15 protein-coding genes and 1 pseudogene are annotated in these 15,546 nt (G+C 65.9%); 3 read left to right on the top strand and 13 right to left on the bottom strand.

The features are described 5' to 3' along the window. Positions 1-149: pseudogene (locus AC1U2B_RS17590) on the top strand (type I glyceraldehyde-3-phosphate dehydrogenase); the annotation flags it as partial. 6 nt (positions 150-155) lie between these two features. On the opposite strand, the gene AC1U2B_RS17595 reads toward AC1U2B_RS17590, so the two are convergent. The 5 genes from AC1U2B_RS17595 to AC1U2B_RS17615 form a co-directional block, all read right to left on the bottom strand. Beyond that, positions 156-1,202, bottom strand: a complete 1,047-nt coding sequence (locus AC1U2B_RS17595) for a hypothetical protein (RefSeq protein WP_480217769.1) — start codon at positions 1,200-1,202, stop codon at positions 156-158. Between the two features lie 47 nt (positions 1,203-1,249). Further along, on the bottom strand, positions 1,250-2,014 hold the full coding sequence (locus AC1U2B_RS17600; RefSeq protein ID WP_480217770.1) for an ABC transporter permease: 765 nt from the start codon (positions 2,012-2,014) through the stop codon (positions 1,250-1,252). A gap of 67 nt (positions 2,015-2,081) precedes the next feature. Continuing rightward, positions 2,082-2,819 (bottom strand): ABC transporter ATP-binding protein, encoded by a 738-nt coding sequence (locus AC1U2B_RS17605; RefSeq protein WP_480217905.1) that lies wholly within the window; start codon positions 2,817-2,819, stop codon positions 2,082-2,084. Between the two features lie 68 nt (positions 2,820-2,887). Next, positions 2,888-3,916, bottom strand: a complete 1,029-nt coding sequence (locus tag AC1U2B_RS17610; RefSeq protein WP_480217771.1) for an ABC transporter substrate-binding protein — start codon at positions 3,914-3,916, stop codon at positions 2,888-2,890. 40 nt (positions 3,917-3,956) lie between these two features. Next, a complete protein-coding gene (locus AC1U2B_RS17615) occupies positions 3,957-6,293 on the bottom strand; it encodes a CehA/McbA family metallohydrolase domain-containing protein (RefSeq protein ID WP_480217772.1) in 2,337 nt (778 codons plus the stop codon). Positions 6,294-6,370: 77 nt separating this feature from the next. Between AC1U2B_RS17615 and AC1U2B_RS17620 the strand changes: the two genes are divergently transcribed. After that, entirely contained in the window at positions 6,371-7,267 is an 897-nt protein-coding gene (locus AC1U2B_RS17620; RefSeq protein WP_133761690.1) for a LysR family transcriptional regulator, read from the top strand. On the opposite strand, the gene AC1U2B_RS17625 is transcribed toward AC1U2B_RS17620, so the two are convergent. From AC1U2B_RS17625 to AC1U2B_RS17645, 5 genes are read right to left on the bottom strand one after another with little or no spacing between them, the layout of a single operon-like run. Next, positions 7,264-8,493: a M20 family metallopeptidase gene (locus tag AC1U2B_RS17625; RefSeq protein WP_480217773.1), complete on the bottom strand. Its 1,230-nt coding sequence runs from the start codon at positions 8,491-8,493 to the stop codon at positions 7,264-7,266. The genes AC1U2B_RS17620 and AC1U2B_RS17625 overlap by 4 nt on opposite strands. Beyond that, on the bottom strand, positions 8,490-9,446 hold the full coding sequence (locus AC1U2B_RS17630) for an asparaginase (protein WP_480217774.1): 957 nt from the start codon (positions 9,444-9,446) through the stop codon (positions 8,490-8,492). The genes AC1U2B_RS17625 and AC1U2B_RS17630 overlap by 4 nt, the downstream gene beginning before the upstream one ends. Further along, positions 9,443-10,414, bottom strand: coding sequence for an ABC transporter substrate-binding protein (locus AC1U2B_RS17635; RefSeq protein WP_480217775.1), 972 nt, complete (start codon positions 10,412-10,414; stop codon positions 9,443-9,445). The genes AC1U2B_RS17630 and AC1U2B_RS17635 overlap by 4 nt, the downstream gene beginning before the upstream one ends. Beyond that, the gene (locus AC1U2B_RS17640) at positions 10,411-11,199 is read right to left on the bottom strand and encodes an ABC transporter ATP-binding protein (protein WP_480217776.1); all 789 of its coding nucleotides are present in this window, start codon (positions 11,197-11,199) and stop codon (positions 10,411-10,413) included. Before AC1U2B_RS17640 ends, AC1U2B_RS17635 begins: the two co-directional genes overlap by 4 nt. Then, a complete protein-coding gene (locus AC1U2B_RS17645) occupies positions 11,196-12,074 on the bottom strand; it encodes an ABC transporter permease (protein ID WP_480217777.1) in 879 nt (292 codons plus the stop codon). The genes AC1U2B_RS17640 and AC1U2B_RS17645 overlap by 4 nt, the downstream gene beginning before the upstream one ends. 271 nt (positions 12,075-12,345) lie before the next feature. On the opposite strand from AC1U2B_RS17645, the gene AC1U2B_RS17650 reads away from it, so the two are divergent. After that, positions 12,346-13,500, top strand: a complete 1,155-nt coding sequence (locus AC1U2B_RS17650) for a BTAD domain-containing putative transcriptional regulator (RefSeq protein ID WP_480217778.1) — start codon at positions 12,346-12,348, stop codon at positions 13,498-13,500. Between the two features lie 9 nt (positions 13,501-13,509). Here the strand turns inward: AC1U2B_RS17650 and AC1U2B_RS17655 are convergent, their stop codons facing one another. From AC1U2B_RS17655 to AC1U2B_RS17665, 3 genes are read right to left on the bottom strand one after another with little or no spacing between them, the layout of a single operon-like run. Beyond that, the gene (locus tag AC1U2B_RS17655) at positions 13,510-14,316 is read right to left on the bottom strand and encodes a hypothetical protein (protein ID WP_480217779.1); all 807 of its coding nucleotides are present in this window, start codon (positions 14,314-14,316) and stop codon (positions 13,510-13,512) included. After that, positions 14,306-14,896 (bottom strand): Rv1363c family protein, encoded by a 591-nt coding sequence (locus AC1U2B_RS17660; protein ID WP_480217780.1) that lies wholly within the window; start codon positions 14,894-14,896, stop codon positions 14,306-14,308. Before AC1U2B_RS17660 ends, AC1U2B_RS17655 begins: the two co-directional genes overlap by 11 nt. Beyond that, a complete protein-coding gene (locus AC1U2B_RS17665) occupies positions 14,893-15,537 on the bottom strand; it encodes an Rv1363c family protein (RefSeq protein ID WP_480217781.1) in 645 nt (214 codons plus the stop codon). Before AC1U2B_RS17665 ends, AC1U2B_RS17660 begins: the two co-directional genes overlap by 4 nt. Positions 15,538-15,546: the final 9 nt, after the last annotated feature.

Genomic DNA, 15,546 nt, shown 5'->3' on the forward strand with positions numbered 1-15,546 from the left:
TCGTCACCGACCCGCACAGTTCACTGTTCGACGCCGGACTGACCAAGGTCATCGACAACCAAGCCAAGGTCGTCTCGTGGTACGACAACGAATGGGGCTACTCCAACCGCATCGCCGACCTGACCGCACTGGTCGGCAAATCGCTGTAGCGGTCGCTACGTCAAAGCGGGCGTCCAGCGAAACGGCATGCTGAGCCCAATGGTCTTCTCCGCCTTGTCATACCAGCCCTGCGGCGCGTACTGATCGGAGTGCAGATAGCACTGCACGCGCACTGCCGAACTGCCGGGAGTGAATGTCAGCAGTCTGCTCAGCGGCAGCGTCGTGATCGGCATGTGATGCCGACTCAGTGATGCGACGTTGAGAAACCATGTCCCCCAACGCTGTTCGATATGACTCTTGCCGCCGAAATTGTCGTCGGGGTGGGTATGGGTGTGACCGGCGATCCACAGTTGCACCCGGCCGGGATGCTCGGCCAAGAACTGTTCGAACGCACCGGAATCAGGCCGGCTGTCCACCCAGTACAGGTATGACGCCGCTTGCGGAGTGCCCTGCGGGAATGGCCGGTGGTAATGCTCCGCCAGTTGGCCGTCAGCATCGCGACGGACGCCCTCCCACTCTCCCGACGCCACCGTGGTGTCCTTGAGCACGTAATGGTGCACCGTCACGATGATCGCGTCAGGATTGGTCAGCACCATGTGCTTCCACCAGCGGAACGTCTCGCCGCTGACCACACCCCCCGGATTACCACCCAATGTGCCGCGACCGACGGTCTGAGTCGGCTCATTACGGTCGCTCAGCATGAGGAACAACAGATTCCCCACCCGAAACGAGTAGTGCTGCCAGGTCCCGGCTACCGGATAGCGTCGAAGTGCGGCATCGACACCGGAAAACTCCGTGTGCTGCCCCAGCGGGTCGATCCACTTCTGCCACCACCATGCCTCTGGTTCATCCAGGCCACTGCGGTCGTGGTTCCCGCACACGCTGTAGACGTCCTCGCGGCGGTGGCGACGCAAACTCCCGAACTGCCGTCGGAGTTCACGCCCTTCCTCGTCGTCCGGTAAATGGTGGTGGGCACCGGACATATCGCCGGCATCGACGGCGATGTCCCAGTCAAACGCCGCGCCACCGTCAGGCCCACCGAACTCGGACTGCGAAATCGCCTCGGCCAGACTGTCTCTGCCGAATCTACGATCAGTACCCACATGAGCGTCGCCAAAGGCCCAGAGGCGGAACGGGTGTACCCCGCCGGTCATTCGCGGTCACCGTCAACCAGGCCCCAATAGCGCCGGATCTGGCTGTCCGCCACGCCGAAGATCGAGTCGACGACGATGCCGATCAACAGAACGACAATCATGACCGAGATCGCCAGCGGCATGTCACTCATGTTCTGTGCGTTCTCCAGCAGAACCCCGATCGATGCGGTTCCAGCGACCATCACCACGAGCTCACCCGCCATGAGACTGCGCCACGCGAACGCCCAACCCTGTCGCAATCCACTGATGAACGTCGGCAGCGACGCCGGCAGGATGACGTGGCGGTACAGCGCAAAGTTCCTCAGTCCCATGGTTTTTGCCGCACGCAACTGCAGCGGCGGAATGAGATCGGCGCCCGAGATCACGCCGAGCGCCACCGACGGAGCGGCGCCGATGACGATCACGAACAGGATTGCCGACGTGTTCAGACCGAAGAAGATGATCGCGAAGGGAAACCACGCGATGGCCGGCATGGTCTGCAGACCGGTGATGAGCGGGCCGAAGGTATTGCGCAGCAGTTTGTTTCGGGACAGGATGCCGCCGATGACAGCGCCGAGGAGCAGGGACAGCCCAAAGCCGATGAGCGCGCGCCCCATCGTCGTCGAAACCGCCTCCCACAGGACAGGGTCGTGCAGCTGCCGCCACAGCGTGACACCGACTGTCGCGGGGCTGGGCAAGACCACGGCAGACTTCCAACCGCTCAGATAGACGAGCTGCCATGCACCCAACACGACCAGCAACGCCAGCGCTTTCGCCCCCACCGATGCCACCAATGGCCGAAACCGAATCGAGTTGCGACGCGTCGACCGAGGCCGAGCGGTCACTGTGCTACTGACCACGACGACCGTTTCCTTCCTCATGCAGCCGGGCGGTGATGTGCGCGGCCAACTCCGCGACGTCCGCGGTATTGATCTGGCGAGGACGGGGTACCGGGACGGGGAATTCTTCGACGATGCGACCTGGACGGGAACCCAGCAGAATCACCCGGTCAGCCAGGCGCACGGCCTCCCGCACGTTGTGAGTCACGAAAACTACTGTCAATCCGCGTGATTCGACGATCCGCTCAAGTTCCTCGTGCAGCAGGTCACGGGTCAGCGCATCCAGCGCACCGAAGGGCTCGTCCATCAGCAGCACGTCGGCGTCCTGAGCGAGCGCGCGGGCCAGGGCAACCCGCTGCTGCATCCCGCCGGACAACTGATGTGGCCGCTTGTCCGCGAAATCACTCAATCCGACTGTGTCCAGCAGTCGTGCCACGCGTTCGCGACGCACACCCCGCGGTACCGCGCGTGCCTTCAGGGCCAGGTCGATGTTGGCTGCCGCGGTCAGCCACGGGAACAACGCCGGCTCCTGGAACATCAACGCGACCCGACGGCCATAGTTCTCGACCGCTCCGCTCGAGGGTGCGTCCAGACCGGCGATGATCGACAGCAGCGTGCTCTTGCCGCAACCGGAACTACCTACCAGACAGACGAATTCGCCCTCGGCGACGGTCAGGTTGATGGTGTCCAAAGCCGCTACCGTCGTGCGGCCCTTTCCGTAGCGCTTGGTCACCTCGACAAGTTCCAACGCCACCCGCGGTGCCGGAGGCGGCGGAGGAACTGTCACGAGGAACTCACCTGGCTGCGCGCAGCGGGTCACGCCGCTACCGCCGGCTTGCCCGCCGCGGAGAGCACCGCGTTGAGCGGAGCCGGATCGAACAAGCCGTTGATGTCGAGCGGCTGCAACAAGCCGATTGCGACGGCCTTGCTCACCTGGTCACGCAACGACGCGATCCCGGGATCGTTGGAGAACGTCGTCTCCTTGAACGACTCCGTCAAGACGCCCGGATCCAGGCCCTTGCCAAGGACTTTCGCCAGGGCAGCGTTGGCGGACTGGGCCGCTGACGCGGAATCGGCAGCAATCTTGTCGTTGGCCTGGACCTGGCCGCGCAACAGTCCCGCCACGGCATCTGGATGTGCCGCGAGAAAGTCCTGGCGTACGACTAGCACGGTGATGGTGTTCGGGTCCGACCACAGCCGCACGCCGCCGGCCTTGATCATCTGGATGTCGAACGGCGCGGAATCCAGCGCGCCGGCGATCTGCTTGCTGACGAACTGCTGGACGATGGCCGATTCGGGGTTGGTCGGCTTGACCGATACGTCACCCCCGCCTTGCGTGTTGGTCTGCAACCCGTTCTTCGCAAGCCAGTCCCGGAGACTGACGTCCTGGGTGCCGCCGAGCGCCGGGTCGGCGACCGTCTTGCCCCTGAGATCCTGGGCTGAGGTGATGCCCGGTTGTACGACCATCGAGGTACCTCCGCTGGCGGCTCCCGAAATGATCTTGATGGCTTGGCCATTCGATTTCTGCCAGGCGTTGAAGGCGGGGTTGGGCCCCACATAGGCCGCGTCGAGATGGCCGGACAACAACGCCGTGATCTCCTCTGTTCCAGCGCTGAACGGTTGCGCGGTGAAGGTGATTCCGGGCCCGAGTTCCCGGGCGAACAATCCGTCATTGACGCCGACGAGCGCCGGCGCGTGCGTGATGCGAGTCAGGTAGCCCAGTCGTAGGGGCACGGGCGAAGACGACGCCGATTGGGTTGACGGCGAGCATCCGGTCACCGCCGCGATGGCGCCTACCGCGGCGCCCAGCGCAATCAGCTTGGCGAGATATCGATGAGAGAACACAGTTTTCCTTGGTTTCGGACGAGCAGGGTGGGGTGCAATGTCAGGCCGTCGCCGGACATCGCGGCTGGCCGCTCGAACGAGTGACGAACAGCGGACTGGTCCACACCTGATGGCCGTCCGACTGCGTGGCGCGCACGTACGTCGCGCTGGTGCCCTGCGGCAGATCGAAGACGAGGTCGCCGGTCACCGTGGTGGGGAGCGCTGAGAACTCAGCCACGCGTTCAGCACGTACCCGTAAGTTGAGGCCTCCCACGGCGGTTTCAACATGACCATCGCGGATCAGTTCAGCGCCCGAGAACTCGCGGTCGACGTCGAGGTCGTCCTCATGTGCCGAGGCCTGGAGGTGGAAGCGGGCCGCAGCGAGATCGGCCAACCGGACGACGATGCCGATATCCGAGCCGTACGTCGTGGTCCGCCAGTTCACCGCGTCACCGGAAAACTCGAATGATTGCTCAGGATGGGTTGCTGCCCACGGTGTTACGTTCGATACTTCGGTTCCTGCGACCCGCAGCTGACCCGACCAGGTCGCCCACCGGTAGCGATCGCGGTGACGCGCTCCACCCCACCGGATGCGAACGAGCTCGTTCGACAACCCGGTCTCGGCATGCAGATCGCGCTGCCAGACTCGCCCGGCGCTGTCATAGATTGCGATCTCGTCCCAGCCCGCAGTTCCGTAGAGCGCATAGTTGACGCGCAATTCGTCTGCTTCCGTGTCGATTTCGTCGCCCATCCAGGCATCCCCGCTGCGCAACAGCGCCACCGCGCGCGCTCCGGTGGTGGCCCAGGTCCGGCGCGCACGCAAACCGCGGCCCACCTCCGCGTTGGTCAGCGCCGGCGCGAGAACCCCGGTGAGACCGCCGAATCCGCCGAAGATGTTCGCTCCTGGTGCGCCGCCGCCGGGTCGGCCACGGTGTTCGTCACTGGCCGCACTGGCACCCAGGCGAAGTCCGCGGGCCAGTGCATCCTCCAGGAACCACGGGCTGCTGCCCCAGGTCGAGTGCACCTCGATCAGCCGTTCCAGCTCGGGGTGGTGCCAGTCCAGGATCGCGCGCCGGCCACCCACGTGTGGGATCAGCAGATATGAATCCGGATCCTTTTCGTAGGCAGCGTAAAGCTCTGTGATGGGCCAGGTTTGGGGCGTCGGCACGGTGCTTGCCATCCCCTGGTGCCACTCCAGCGAACGCGCGAGCGTGGTGTCCTCGCTGAGAAAGACGACGTTGTGATCGCCGCCGACACCTGCGGTGCCGCACCACTCGACGCCCGGGAAGCACACGAGACTGCCCTCGTTCGAGATGGCCCGGCAGGCGGCGACCACGTCGATCCAGGCATCGTCGGTGATCTGAAAATCGTTGGCGGTGTAGCCCACAACGTCGAGTGCCCCGATGTCGCGGGCATAGCGCAGGTTCCAGTCAGTGTCCTGGGTGCCGACGGTGTCGTTGGAATGCACGTGCAGGTCACAGAAGAAGCCACGGGGTGCGGGCAGGTCGTCGACCACGTCGAGCCTGGTCTCCCCTGGCAGCACGCCCGCCTCGGTATCGGCGAGGACCCGGATGTGCGCGGCGCGCGCGGGCACCGCGAGAGACGCGCTCGCCCAACCGGTTTGCGGCGTGCTCGCCCGGGCCACGGTGGTGCCGTCAACCTGGGCCCGCAGTTCGGTGGCGATACCTGTGCAGGTATTTCCCCAGCGGTCCTGCAAGTGTGCGCGCAGGGTCACCGCCTCGCTGTCGCTGCGCACGACCCGCGGGCCGTGGACGACCACGCGTTCGGGTACGCCGGGCACCACGGCGAGCCGATTGACGCCGGCGCGGGCCATTCGGGAGGTCCCCAACGGATCGACGAACAGATGCACCTCGAACTCGTCCTCGACGAAGGTTTGCGTGCGGGTACCGGGACCTCCGAATCGCCGGTCCCCCAGCCGGATCTCGATCACATCACCGGGACGCAGGTAGCCGTCGACGGCGTGGATCAGTAGCGACTTCTGGAACGGCCGCTCACCGCCCTTGACGTCGTAGCGAACGGCCAACTGTTGCACCGTGGCGGCGCCTGCCTCGGACGCACGTCCTACCAGTGACCGGCTCACCAGCTCTGCGCTCGCGTAGTCGCGCGCGGCAGGGTCGGTGGTCTGCAGGTCCCAGTCGGAGTAATAGCGGAAGCACAGTTTGAGCCAGCCGCTGTCGGCGATACCCGACCGCCCGACGGTGTAGGTGAAGACGATCTCCTCCAGTGAGCCGGCGACCACCGTGGCGTGTGAGCACTGCAGGTCGCCGAGGAAAGGCAGCTCGTCGAATTCGGCGGTGATGGCGTCCCGCACTGCTGCCACCGAGCAGTCATTGCTAGCCAACGGACCTTGGGGACGAAGCGGAATCGCACGCGACATCGACCCATCCTCTCGGCTACTCACCTAGGAGTCCAACGAATAGATATGATGCGATTGATCACCGAAAGTGAAGAATAATGAATCTGCAGCAGTTGCGCTATGTGGTTGCCCTGGCCGAGGCCAAGAGCTTCACGAAGGCCGCCGAAAGCTCCTTCGTCGTGCAATCGGCGCTCAGCCAGCAGGTCCGGAAGTTCGAGGAAGAGCTCGGCGTGACACTCTTCGAACGCACGACGCGGTCGGTCTCGCTGACCCCGGCAGGCGAGGCGCTCCTGCCGCTGATGCACCAGGTGGTCGCCGGACTCGATCAGATCAAAGTCGATGCCCAAGCACTCAGCGGCATCGTCACCGGACGCCTCACGGTCGGCATGATGGAGGTCCCCTCCGAAAGCCTTGACGTCGCAACGCTGATGGCGACATTCCACTCCCGCTACCCCGATGTCAGCGTGACGCTGCGCAGTGGTGGCAGCGACGTGCTGCTGACCGCCACCCGCGACCGCAAGCTGGACGCGGCCATCGTCGGCTCCAACGTCTCCAGGGCAGCCGATCAGTTGAGTTTCACGCACCTGTTCACCGAGTCGTTGATCGCGGTCATCCCCTGCGATCACCCGTTGGCCAAACAACGATCGGTATCGGTCACCGAGCTCGCGGCATTGCCGTTCATCGACTTTCCGCCCGGATACGGCCTGCGCCACGAAACCGACCGAGGTTTCGCCGAGGTACCGCGACGCGTGGCCTTCGAAGTCACCCGCGTCGATGAAGTTGTCCACTTCGTTCGCCAGAACCTCGGCGTGGCGCTGCTGCCCGAGTCGGTGGCACGCACGCGCGCCGACACCGATGCCAGCCTGGCGCTGCGTCCCGTCACCGGTGTCGAGATGCATCGCCGGGTGCATCTCGTCGCACCGCAACCGCACCTGCGTTCGGCGGCGTGCCAGGCGTTCATTGCCTGCGTCCACGAACACCTGGCGTCGCACTAAGCGAGGTCGTCGACCGAAAAGTACTCCCGCACAGCAGCTTCGAGCACCTGCACCGCAGTGACCATGGTGTCGATGCCGATACTCTCGTCATAGACCGCCCAACCGTCGTCGCCGGGGCCGAAGGTGACCGCGGGTATGCCGACGTGGCGAAAGCGAATCGTGTCGTTGAACGCCGGTTTGGTGTAGGTGCGGACGTCGTCCCCGGTGACGCCACGGTATGCCCTCGTGATCGCCGCGACGAGCGGATCGCCGGCCGCCAGCGGCACGGTGCCCGCGACGAACGTCGGGCCGGGCGCGAACTCGACGTCGACCTCGATGCCGTCAGGCCGCGCCGCCGTCAGCCGATGGTGGAATTCTTCGAGCAACCGGCCGGCGACGACATCGGGGCCGATGTTGACTGCCGCGACCCGCGCGGTCGCCTGCAGCGGCGTGAACTGGGCCATGCCGGCCTCCCCCGCATTCAGCCCCACCACCGAAACCGGCCAGTCCCCAACCGGATTCGCCGTGATGCCGGTCAGAAACTCAGCGAGAAACAGCGCCGGGTTGACGCCCGTGTCGGGGCGCCAGATGTGGCTGGACCGCCCGCGTGCGGTGAAGTCCAGCAGCGCGTGGCCGGTCTGCGCGACAGCCAACGCGATACCGCCGCGACCATCATGAGTCCACGCGGTGGGCTCGACCGTGATGGACGCGTCGGGGCGCAAGCCATACTCGTCGACGAGGTACTTGGACCCTTCGATGCCGTTGCGCTCCTCGTCGACCGTCAGGACCACCAGCAGCGTCCCACTCTGCGGCGGGTCGTCGACGACGCGCTTGGCGGCGGTGAGCAGAGCGGCCAGGTTGGCCCGGGTGTCCGACGTGCCGCGCGCGTAGATCCGCCCGTCCAATTCGACGGCCGAGTATGGGTTTCCGCCACACACGCGCCAGCGGCTCGGCGGGCCGGACGGGTAGGTGTCGAGATGGTCGTTGAGCATGAGGGTCGGGCCGGCACCGAATCGCTTCGTCGCCACCACATTCGGCCGCTGCGGGGTGCGCCCCACCAGTTCGACGGTGAAGCCCCACTCGCGTAGCAGCTCGGCCACCGGACGCGCGATGCGCTCCTCTTCCGGCGGGCGACTCGGGCCATCGAGGCTGTTCTCGCACCACGGCTGTCCGGCGGCCACCAGACGCGTGGTGAGTTCGACAAGTTCACGGCGGTCCACCGCGGAGTCGACGACGGCACGGGTCATGCGCGAATCTCGCTGTCGATCAACGCCCGCAGCCCGTCGTTGTCGCGGCCCTGCGCCAGCCCGAGGGTCACCAACAGCCGTGCGCGGTGTGGCGAGATCCCCGCGGCCAGCTGCGCGCCGTATTCGACGAGACCGGCCACCCCGCCCGGATAGCCATAGACCGGAGCGACCCGGCCATCCGATGCCCGGGTGGTGAGCACCACGAGCCGGCCACCGTCGATGAGTTCTTCCACCGCCGCAGCCTGTTTCGGCGGCAGATTGCCGGCACCGTTCGCCGCCACCACGATCGCCTGCTGGGTATCCCCCGCAGCCCGGAGCACCGAGCCGTCATCACCCAGCGCGGCCAACAACAGGGGCACGGGCCGGATCGGACCGGTCGGATCACCGTGGCCCTTGCGCCGTTCCCGCGACCGGTGCCATTGGACCTGGCCGGCGACGACGTACCCGATCGGGCCGCGGCCCGGCGCATCGAACGCATCACGCACGACGCCCGAAACCTTCACGGCCTCACGGCCATCGAAGATCTTGCCGGCGAACACCACCACCGGGTCGATGTCGACGCCGGATGATGCCACCGCCAACGCGTCGGCAAGGTTGGCGCGGCCGTCGCTATCCGGCCGGGTGCCCAGGATCATCGAGCCCGTGACCACCACCGGCACCGACCAGTTCTCTCGGTAGGACAGCCACGCCGCGACCTCCTCGATGGAGTCCGTGCCCGTGGTCACGACGATGCCGCCAATTCCGTCGGCGACGAGCTCCCGAGCCCTGGAGACCAGGCGTTCGAGCAACTCGAAGTCGACCTCGGACCCACCGACCAGCGCGAGGCTCTCGGCGCCGGAGAAACCCACGACCGTCTCCGAAAGTTCTGTCGCCCCCGTGATCGGCACCGCCCCTTGGGCAGTCTGGTGCATCGAGATCGTGCCGCCCAAACCGAGAAGGTATGCCCCACTCATGAATTGCTCTCCGTCACAAAGGAGCCGGCGATGACGCTCTGGTAGTCCGGGATGCGCTGATCCGCGGGAATCCGTCCGATGCTCTGCGCCCAGCGGGCGCGATCGGCGAGATCGCCTGCGAGTTCGGGGCCGAGGTGCGTCTGGTAGATGAATTCCGACGAGACCTGATTGATCAGGTTGTTGTCCAGCCCGGTTGCTTTCGCGACCGCGGCGAGGGCGGCCGGGTCCTTGCCGGACAGCGGAGCATCGGCATTGCGGATCGCCGCGACGAACTTGCCGACTGCCTGTTTCTTCGACGCGAGCACATTCTCGTTGGCCAGATACAGGCTGTGCTGGTTGTACTTCTGCTTCCCTTGCAACTCGATGGCGTCGCTGCCCAGCGCCGCAACCGCTTTCGCCAACGCGGGCTGGAAGACGGCGATCGCGTCGACGTTGTGATTGGCGATCGCGGTGACGATCTCGGCCGGTCCGGTCTGCACCAGATCAGCTTTCACGTTCGCCTCGGTCAGGAACCGGCTCGCGAAGTAGTGCGCGCTGCTGCCCAGCGGTACCGCGATCTTGCGGCCGGCCAGATCGGCGATCGAGTTGATGCCCGCTGAGCGGCGGGCGACGAACCTGCCTTCCGGCCAGATCGCCCCGTCCGCGAACACCCGCAGGTGCGGATTCTTCAGTGCCGCCGCGGATGTGGGGACATCACCGCCATTCGCCACATCCACGGCACCGCCGGCCAACGCCTCCAGCGCCGCGGCGCCGGTCGGAAACGGGACGATCTTGACGTTGACCCCGTGCTGTTTGAAGTACCCGAGGTCGTTCGCCACGGGTACCTGAGCCCAGGACGGATCGACCACCCAGGCCAGCGTCAACGCGTCGGCCCCGCTGTCCTTGCTGCCAGAATTGCTGCAGCTGACGACCCCCAGAACCGCAAGCGCGGCAACGGCTATCGCGGCGAGCCTCCGACGTGTGTTCATCCGTGTTCTCCCAAGGTGAGGGCCGGCTGCTGCCCGTGCAGCAGGTCGTGTAGCCGACGGCGCAATGCCGCGTAGTCGTCGAATTCGCCGAGGCGGCTCGCGGGCCGGGGCCGCGGCAGTGGGTTGTCGACGTGGTCGGCGATGGCGCCGGTGTGATCCATCACGACGATCGAGGACGCAATGCGGATCGCCTCGTCGACATCGTGCGTGACGAAGACGACCGTGGGCCGGGTGCGCTCCCACAGTTCGACCACCAGGTCCTGCATCTGCTGGCGGGTCAAGGCGTCCAGCGCGCCAAATGGCTCGTCCATCAACAACACTCGCGGACTGTTCGCCAGGGCGCGAGCGATGCCGACGCGCTGCCGCATACCGCCCGACAGCTCGTGGGGACGCTTGCCCACGACCTCCGGTGCCAGACCGACAGCATTGATCAACTCGGCGATGCGGTCACGCCGCTCCGCTCGCGGCACCTTGGCCGCCCGTAACGCGAAGCCGATGTTGCTGCCGACCGAGGCCCACGGAAACAGGACGTCGCGCTGGAACACCACGCCGCGCTCGCGCCCCGGTCCTGTCACCGGCTCGCCCCGGAAGGTCACCGAACCTGCTGTGGGCCGGACGAATCCGGCGATGACGTTGAGCAGGGTCGACTTGCCGCAACCGGACGGCCCGAGGATCGCCAGGAACGCCCCGGAGTCGATGGTGAGGTCGAGGCCGTCGACGACGGCGCGGCCCGCACCCGGATACCGCACGGTCAGCGAGCTGACCGCGATGTCGTCGGCGGTCACGACTGTTCCTTCGCCCAGCGCACGGTGCGACGGGTGGCCTGGTGGAACAGCTGATCGGCGAGGGCACCGACGATGCCGAGGGCGGCCAGGCACACGAACAAACGGTCCGGCTGGCTGAACAGCCGCGCCTGGTCGAGCCGGAAACCGAGCCCCTCGGTGACCCCCGACTGCTCGGCCGCGACGATCAGGATGAGGGACGTCGCGATGCCCTGGCGCAGGCCGGTGAGCACGGACGGCAACGCTCCCGGCAGCACAACGTTGGTGAACGTCAAGAACTTTGACGCTCCCAGAGACGCCGCGACCCGTAGGTAGTCGTCGCGCGTCGCGGCGATGCCGGCGTGCGTGTTCACCCACACCGGGAAGAACACGCCGAGGCTGGTGAGAAAGAGCTTGGACTCCTCGCCGATGCCGAACCACAGAATCGCCAACGGCACCAAGGCAATCGCGGGAATCGGCCGCACGATCTGGATCACCGGTTCCAGCAGACCCCGGGCCACACGCGACCTGCCCGTCAGGGTGCCCACCACGACGGCGATCACCGATCCGACGACGAAACCCTGCAGAGCCCGCCGAAAGCTCGCGGTCGCATCGGCGAACAGCGTTCCATCGCTGTACATCTCAGCAGCAGCGTGCACGACCGTGGCCGGCGCGGGCAGTAGACGATCGGAAAAGAACTCGAGCCGGACCGCGGCGTCCCACCCGAGGACCACGGCGATCAGGCTCAGGACGGGCAAGGCCGCCAGCAGCGCGGCGCGGGCAACCTCACGACGATCGCGTCGAGGGCGTTCAGCAGTGACCGCGTCGTGCGGACGAACTACTGTGGGCGCGCTGCTCGAGCGGAGCGCGCCAGAACCGCGTGCGGGTGCCGATACCATCCATCTTCCCTTGCAGGCCTGCGTGACGGCCCGCAACGTAACACCCACGATCGGCCGAATCGGGTGTGTCCCAGGCGTCGCGACATCGTCCACGCTGCGGCAGTGCCACCGACGGGACCCGTTCCGACCTGCAGAAAGTCGGCGCCCCAAGCTCTTCCATGCGGTGTTTCAAATCGTTCTGATCCGATGGAGTCAGCGGGCAACGTACGGTGCCGCGGTTGTGTACCTGATTCGCCCGGCCTGTGTCACCTGGGTATGGAACGCTTTACCCGTGCGACACGAAATCCAGTTCGGTGTGCTGGGTCCACTGCAGGTGAGCGTCGGGTCCACGCCGATTCAGGTTGGCACGCCGAAACAGCGCGCGGTGCTCGCCATGTTGATCGCGAACGCCAACCGCGCGGTCAGCGCCGCTGATCTGATCACAGCCATTTGGGCAGACGAACCGCCGGCCGCCGCACGGATCTCGGTGAGTGCATACGTGTCGAATCTGCGCCGCATCATCACGCAGGCCGGCGTCGACGCGCACGCCGTCGTGTCGACCGCGCCCAATGGCTACCGACTCGAAATCACCACCGAACAAAGTGATCTGGCGCGGTTCGCCGCTGAGCAACAAGCCGGGATCAACGCTGTGGCCGCCGGACACTTCGAATCGGCCAGCACTCACCTCACCGCCGCACTGCGTCAATGGCGTGGCCCCGTCCTCGACGACCTCCGCGACTTCGCGTTCACCGATGTGTTGCGCAGTGAGTTGGCCGAGGACAAAATCCTCGCGCATACCGCACGCGCCCAAGCCGAAATCGCCTGCGGCCGCGCTCATACCATCGTTCGGGAGCTCGAAACCCTGGTCGGCGAGCACCCCTACCGCGAACCGCTGTGGGCTCAGCTGATCACGGCCTACTACCTGACCGACCGCCAATCCGATGCGCTGGACACCTACCATCGGCTCAAGACCGCGTTGTCGGAGGACCTCGGTATCGACCCCGCGCCGGCACTGCGCACCTTGTATGAACAAATCCTGCGCCAGGAGCCGCTCGACGTACAACGAAATGCACAGGCCGCCGCCCAGACGATCATCGCCTTCGAGCCCGACGCGACCACCCTGACAAGCCGTGTCACCGCTGTCCTACGCGACGTGCGTGATCAGGTTCATCGACTCAAGGGGTCGGCCACCCGCATCGGACGGCATCCCGACAATGACCTCGTCGTGCCCGATGACAAGGTGAGCCGGCACCATGCCGTCATCAACAATGCAGACACCACTCACATCATCACCGACCTCGGATCGGCCAACGGAGTCCATGTCAACGGAGAACGGATCCGCGCCACGGCTGAACTGCACGACGGCGACACAATTCGAATCGGTGGTCAGCTGTTCGTCTTTGAGACCTACCCGCCCGCCACGACGGAGGCCGGCGACCGGGTCTGAGACCTGACCTCAGCCGCCGTACTGTGGCTTCAGCTGACCGGCCAATGCGGCCAGCGGAATGTTGGCGACGACGGTGCCGCCATCCATGGACCAGACGCGTTGTCCCGGAGGCGTGGGCTCTTCGCGCATCATCGGTTGATCGGGCATGTAGAGCCGCAGCGAGTCGCCGGTGAGCGCGAACGCGCGATAGTTGCCCGAGTAGCCGGGGCCGGCACTGTCCGGCTGGAATTCGGGCACCGTGAACGGGTAGGTGCCCGGCGTATGCGGCGGCGGTACCGCGTCGAGGATCGGCGGCAGGATCGGGGCCGCGGCCGCTGAAACCGCTTGATTGGCATTGACTCCCGCCCGGAACAGGTCGGGCAGGTAGAGCCTGCGCCCGGCATTCATGTCGAACGCGAACGACCGGTAGGCGTTGTTGGCCTGGACACCGAACGGCTCGAAAATCTCGTGGACCACCACCGACTGCAGGCCACCGGGTCCGGGAATGATCTCGTAGTCGGCGCGGGCGCTGCTGTCGCGCGGCGTGGTGTTGCCGGTGTTGCGCCAGCCGTTGAACAGCCGCGTGTAGTAATCACGCAGCACCGGCCCGGCGGTCGGGTTGTCGATCAACTCGACCGGAACCCGCAGTGACAGCAGCATTTCCGCTTCGCGCTGGGATTTCACCACCGCGGTGCAGGCGCCGCCGTCCCACACGGCGCCCAGTTGGGCGCAGAAGCTGTCGACCGCTGCGTGGGCGGTCGGCAGACCTGTAAAACACGTCGTAGCGACGACTGTTGCACCTAAGGCGGCGAGGGCCGCCCGGACCCTAGTTGCCACGCTTACCGCCCGCTCCAGCGAGCATCACGTCGGCTGCGAGCCATCGATCCCCCACCTTTCGCATCGTCATGGACACGCTGACGTAGTCGGTCTTCTTGTCTTTCACCGCGGCGCTGGTGACGTCCTGCTTCACGGTCAGGAGCACGTCGACATCGTCACCGCGGACGGCCTTGACTGCCGCGTCGTCAACGACACCCGTTGTGCTGACCTTGTTGTCGATCAACATCTTTCGCATGGTCGCGGCGGCCTTGCTGTAGGTGTCTTTGAACTTGCCCGTGGCACCGCCGAGAACATCGGCGAAGTTCTTGTCGATGGCGTTCTGATCGGTAGTGGTCAGGAGAACGGCATAGCTGCGTGCCGCATCCAGCGCCCCCGCGGCTTCGGCGTCGCGCTGGTGCTGGGCGAAAACCAGCCACCCTGTGGTGCCGGCCGCCGCGGTCAGTGCGATCACCACGGCCACGACAGCCCAACAGATCGAGCGACGAATGGTGTAGGTCTTGGGTCCGGCGGGCTCGGGTTGCGCCTCTTCGGAATCCACGCGTTCGACGTCTTCGGGCACGTCAGCTTCCTTGGTAGTCACAGGATTTCAACCTTGCTGGCCAGCCACCGGTCGCCGTTGCGCTCCATGGTCATGTCGATGCGGTTGCGGTCGATACGCGGGCTCGGGTTGTTCGCGTTGGTGATCGATTGGTCGACGAACAGCAGCACCTCGACCTTGTCGGGTGTCGCCGACTTCACCGCCGCAGCGACGACGATGCCCGTCCCCGATGCCTTGTTGTCGATCAGCACCTGCCGCAACTGGTTGGCGCCCTGGCTGTACGCATCCTTGAACTCGCCGGTGGCACCGTCGAGCGACTTGCGGTAGTTCTCGTCAATGTTCTTGGCGTCCAACGTCGTCAGCACCACGGCGTAATCCTTGGCCGCCTGCAACCCGGCCTCACTCGCTTCGGTGAGCCGGTACTGCTCGTACTGCCGCCAACCCAGAAATCCCAGCGCCGCAACCAACACCGTGAACAGCAACGCGCACACCAGCGCGGCCAGACCGACCCGCCGCTTCGATGTCGCTGCGGCTGATTCCGTGGCCTCGGCGGCCGCGTCTGCCTCCGTCACCTCGGCAGCCTCGGCATCAGGCTCGACCGACGAATCGGTCGCCTCGGCGGCTTCGGTCTCCGTGTCCTGCACCTGCTCGAAGACGTCCGCACTGGCAGTTCGTTTACTCATCACTTCTCG

The organism is Mycolicibacterium sp. P4_G11 (assembly GCF_056555145.1).

What these genes read in the sequence shown, in the direction of transcription:
- AC1U2B_RS17615 (WP_480217772.1), bottom strand. Translation starts at nt 6,293, where the DNA reads ATGTCGCGTGCGATTCCGCTTCGTCCCCAAGGTCCGTTGGCTAGCAAT.
- AC1U2B_RS17620 (WP_133761690.1), top strand. Translation starts at nt 6,371, where the DNA reads ATGAATCTGCAGCAGTTGCGCTATGTGGTTGCCCTGGCCGAGGCCAAG.
- AC1U2B_RS17625 (WP_480217773.1), bottom strand. Translation starts at nt 8,493, where the DNA reads ATGACCCGTGCCGTCGTCGACTCCGCGGTGGACCGCCGTGAACTTGTC.
- AC1U2B_RS17630 (WP_480217774.1), bottom strand. Translation starts at nt 9,446, where the DNA reads ATGAGTGGGGCATACCTTCTCGGTTTGGGCGGCACGATCTCGATGCAC.
- AC1U2B_RS17635 (WP_480217775.1), bottom strand. Translation starts at nt 10,414, where the DNA reads ATGAACACACGTCGGAGGCTCGCCGCGATAGCCGTTGCCGCGCTTGCG.
- AC1U2B_RS17645 (WP_480217777.1), bottom strand. Translation starts at nt 12,074, where the DNA reads ATGGTATCGGCACCCGCACGCGGTTCTGGCGCGCTCCGCTCGAGCAGC.
- AC1U2B_RS17665 (WP_480217781.1), bottom strand. Translation starts at nt 15,537, where the DNA reads ATGAGTAAACGAACTGCCAGTGCGGACGTCTTCGAGCAGGTGCAGGAC.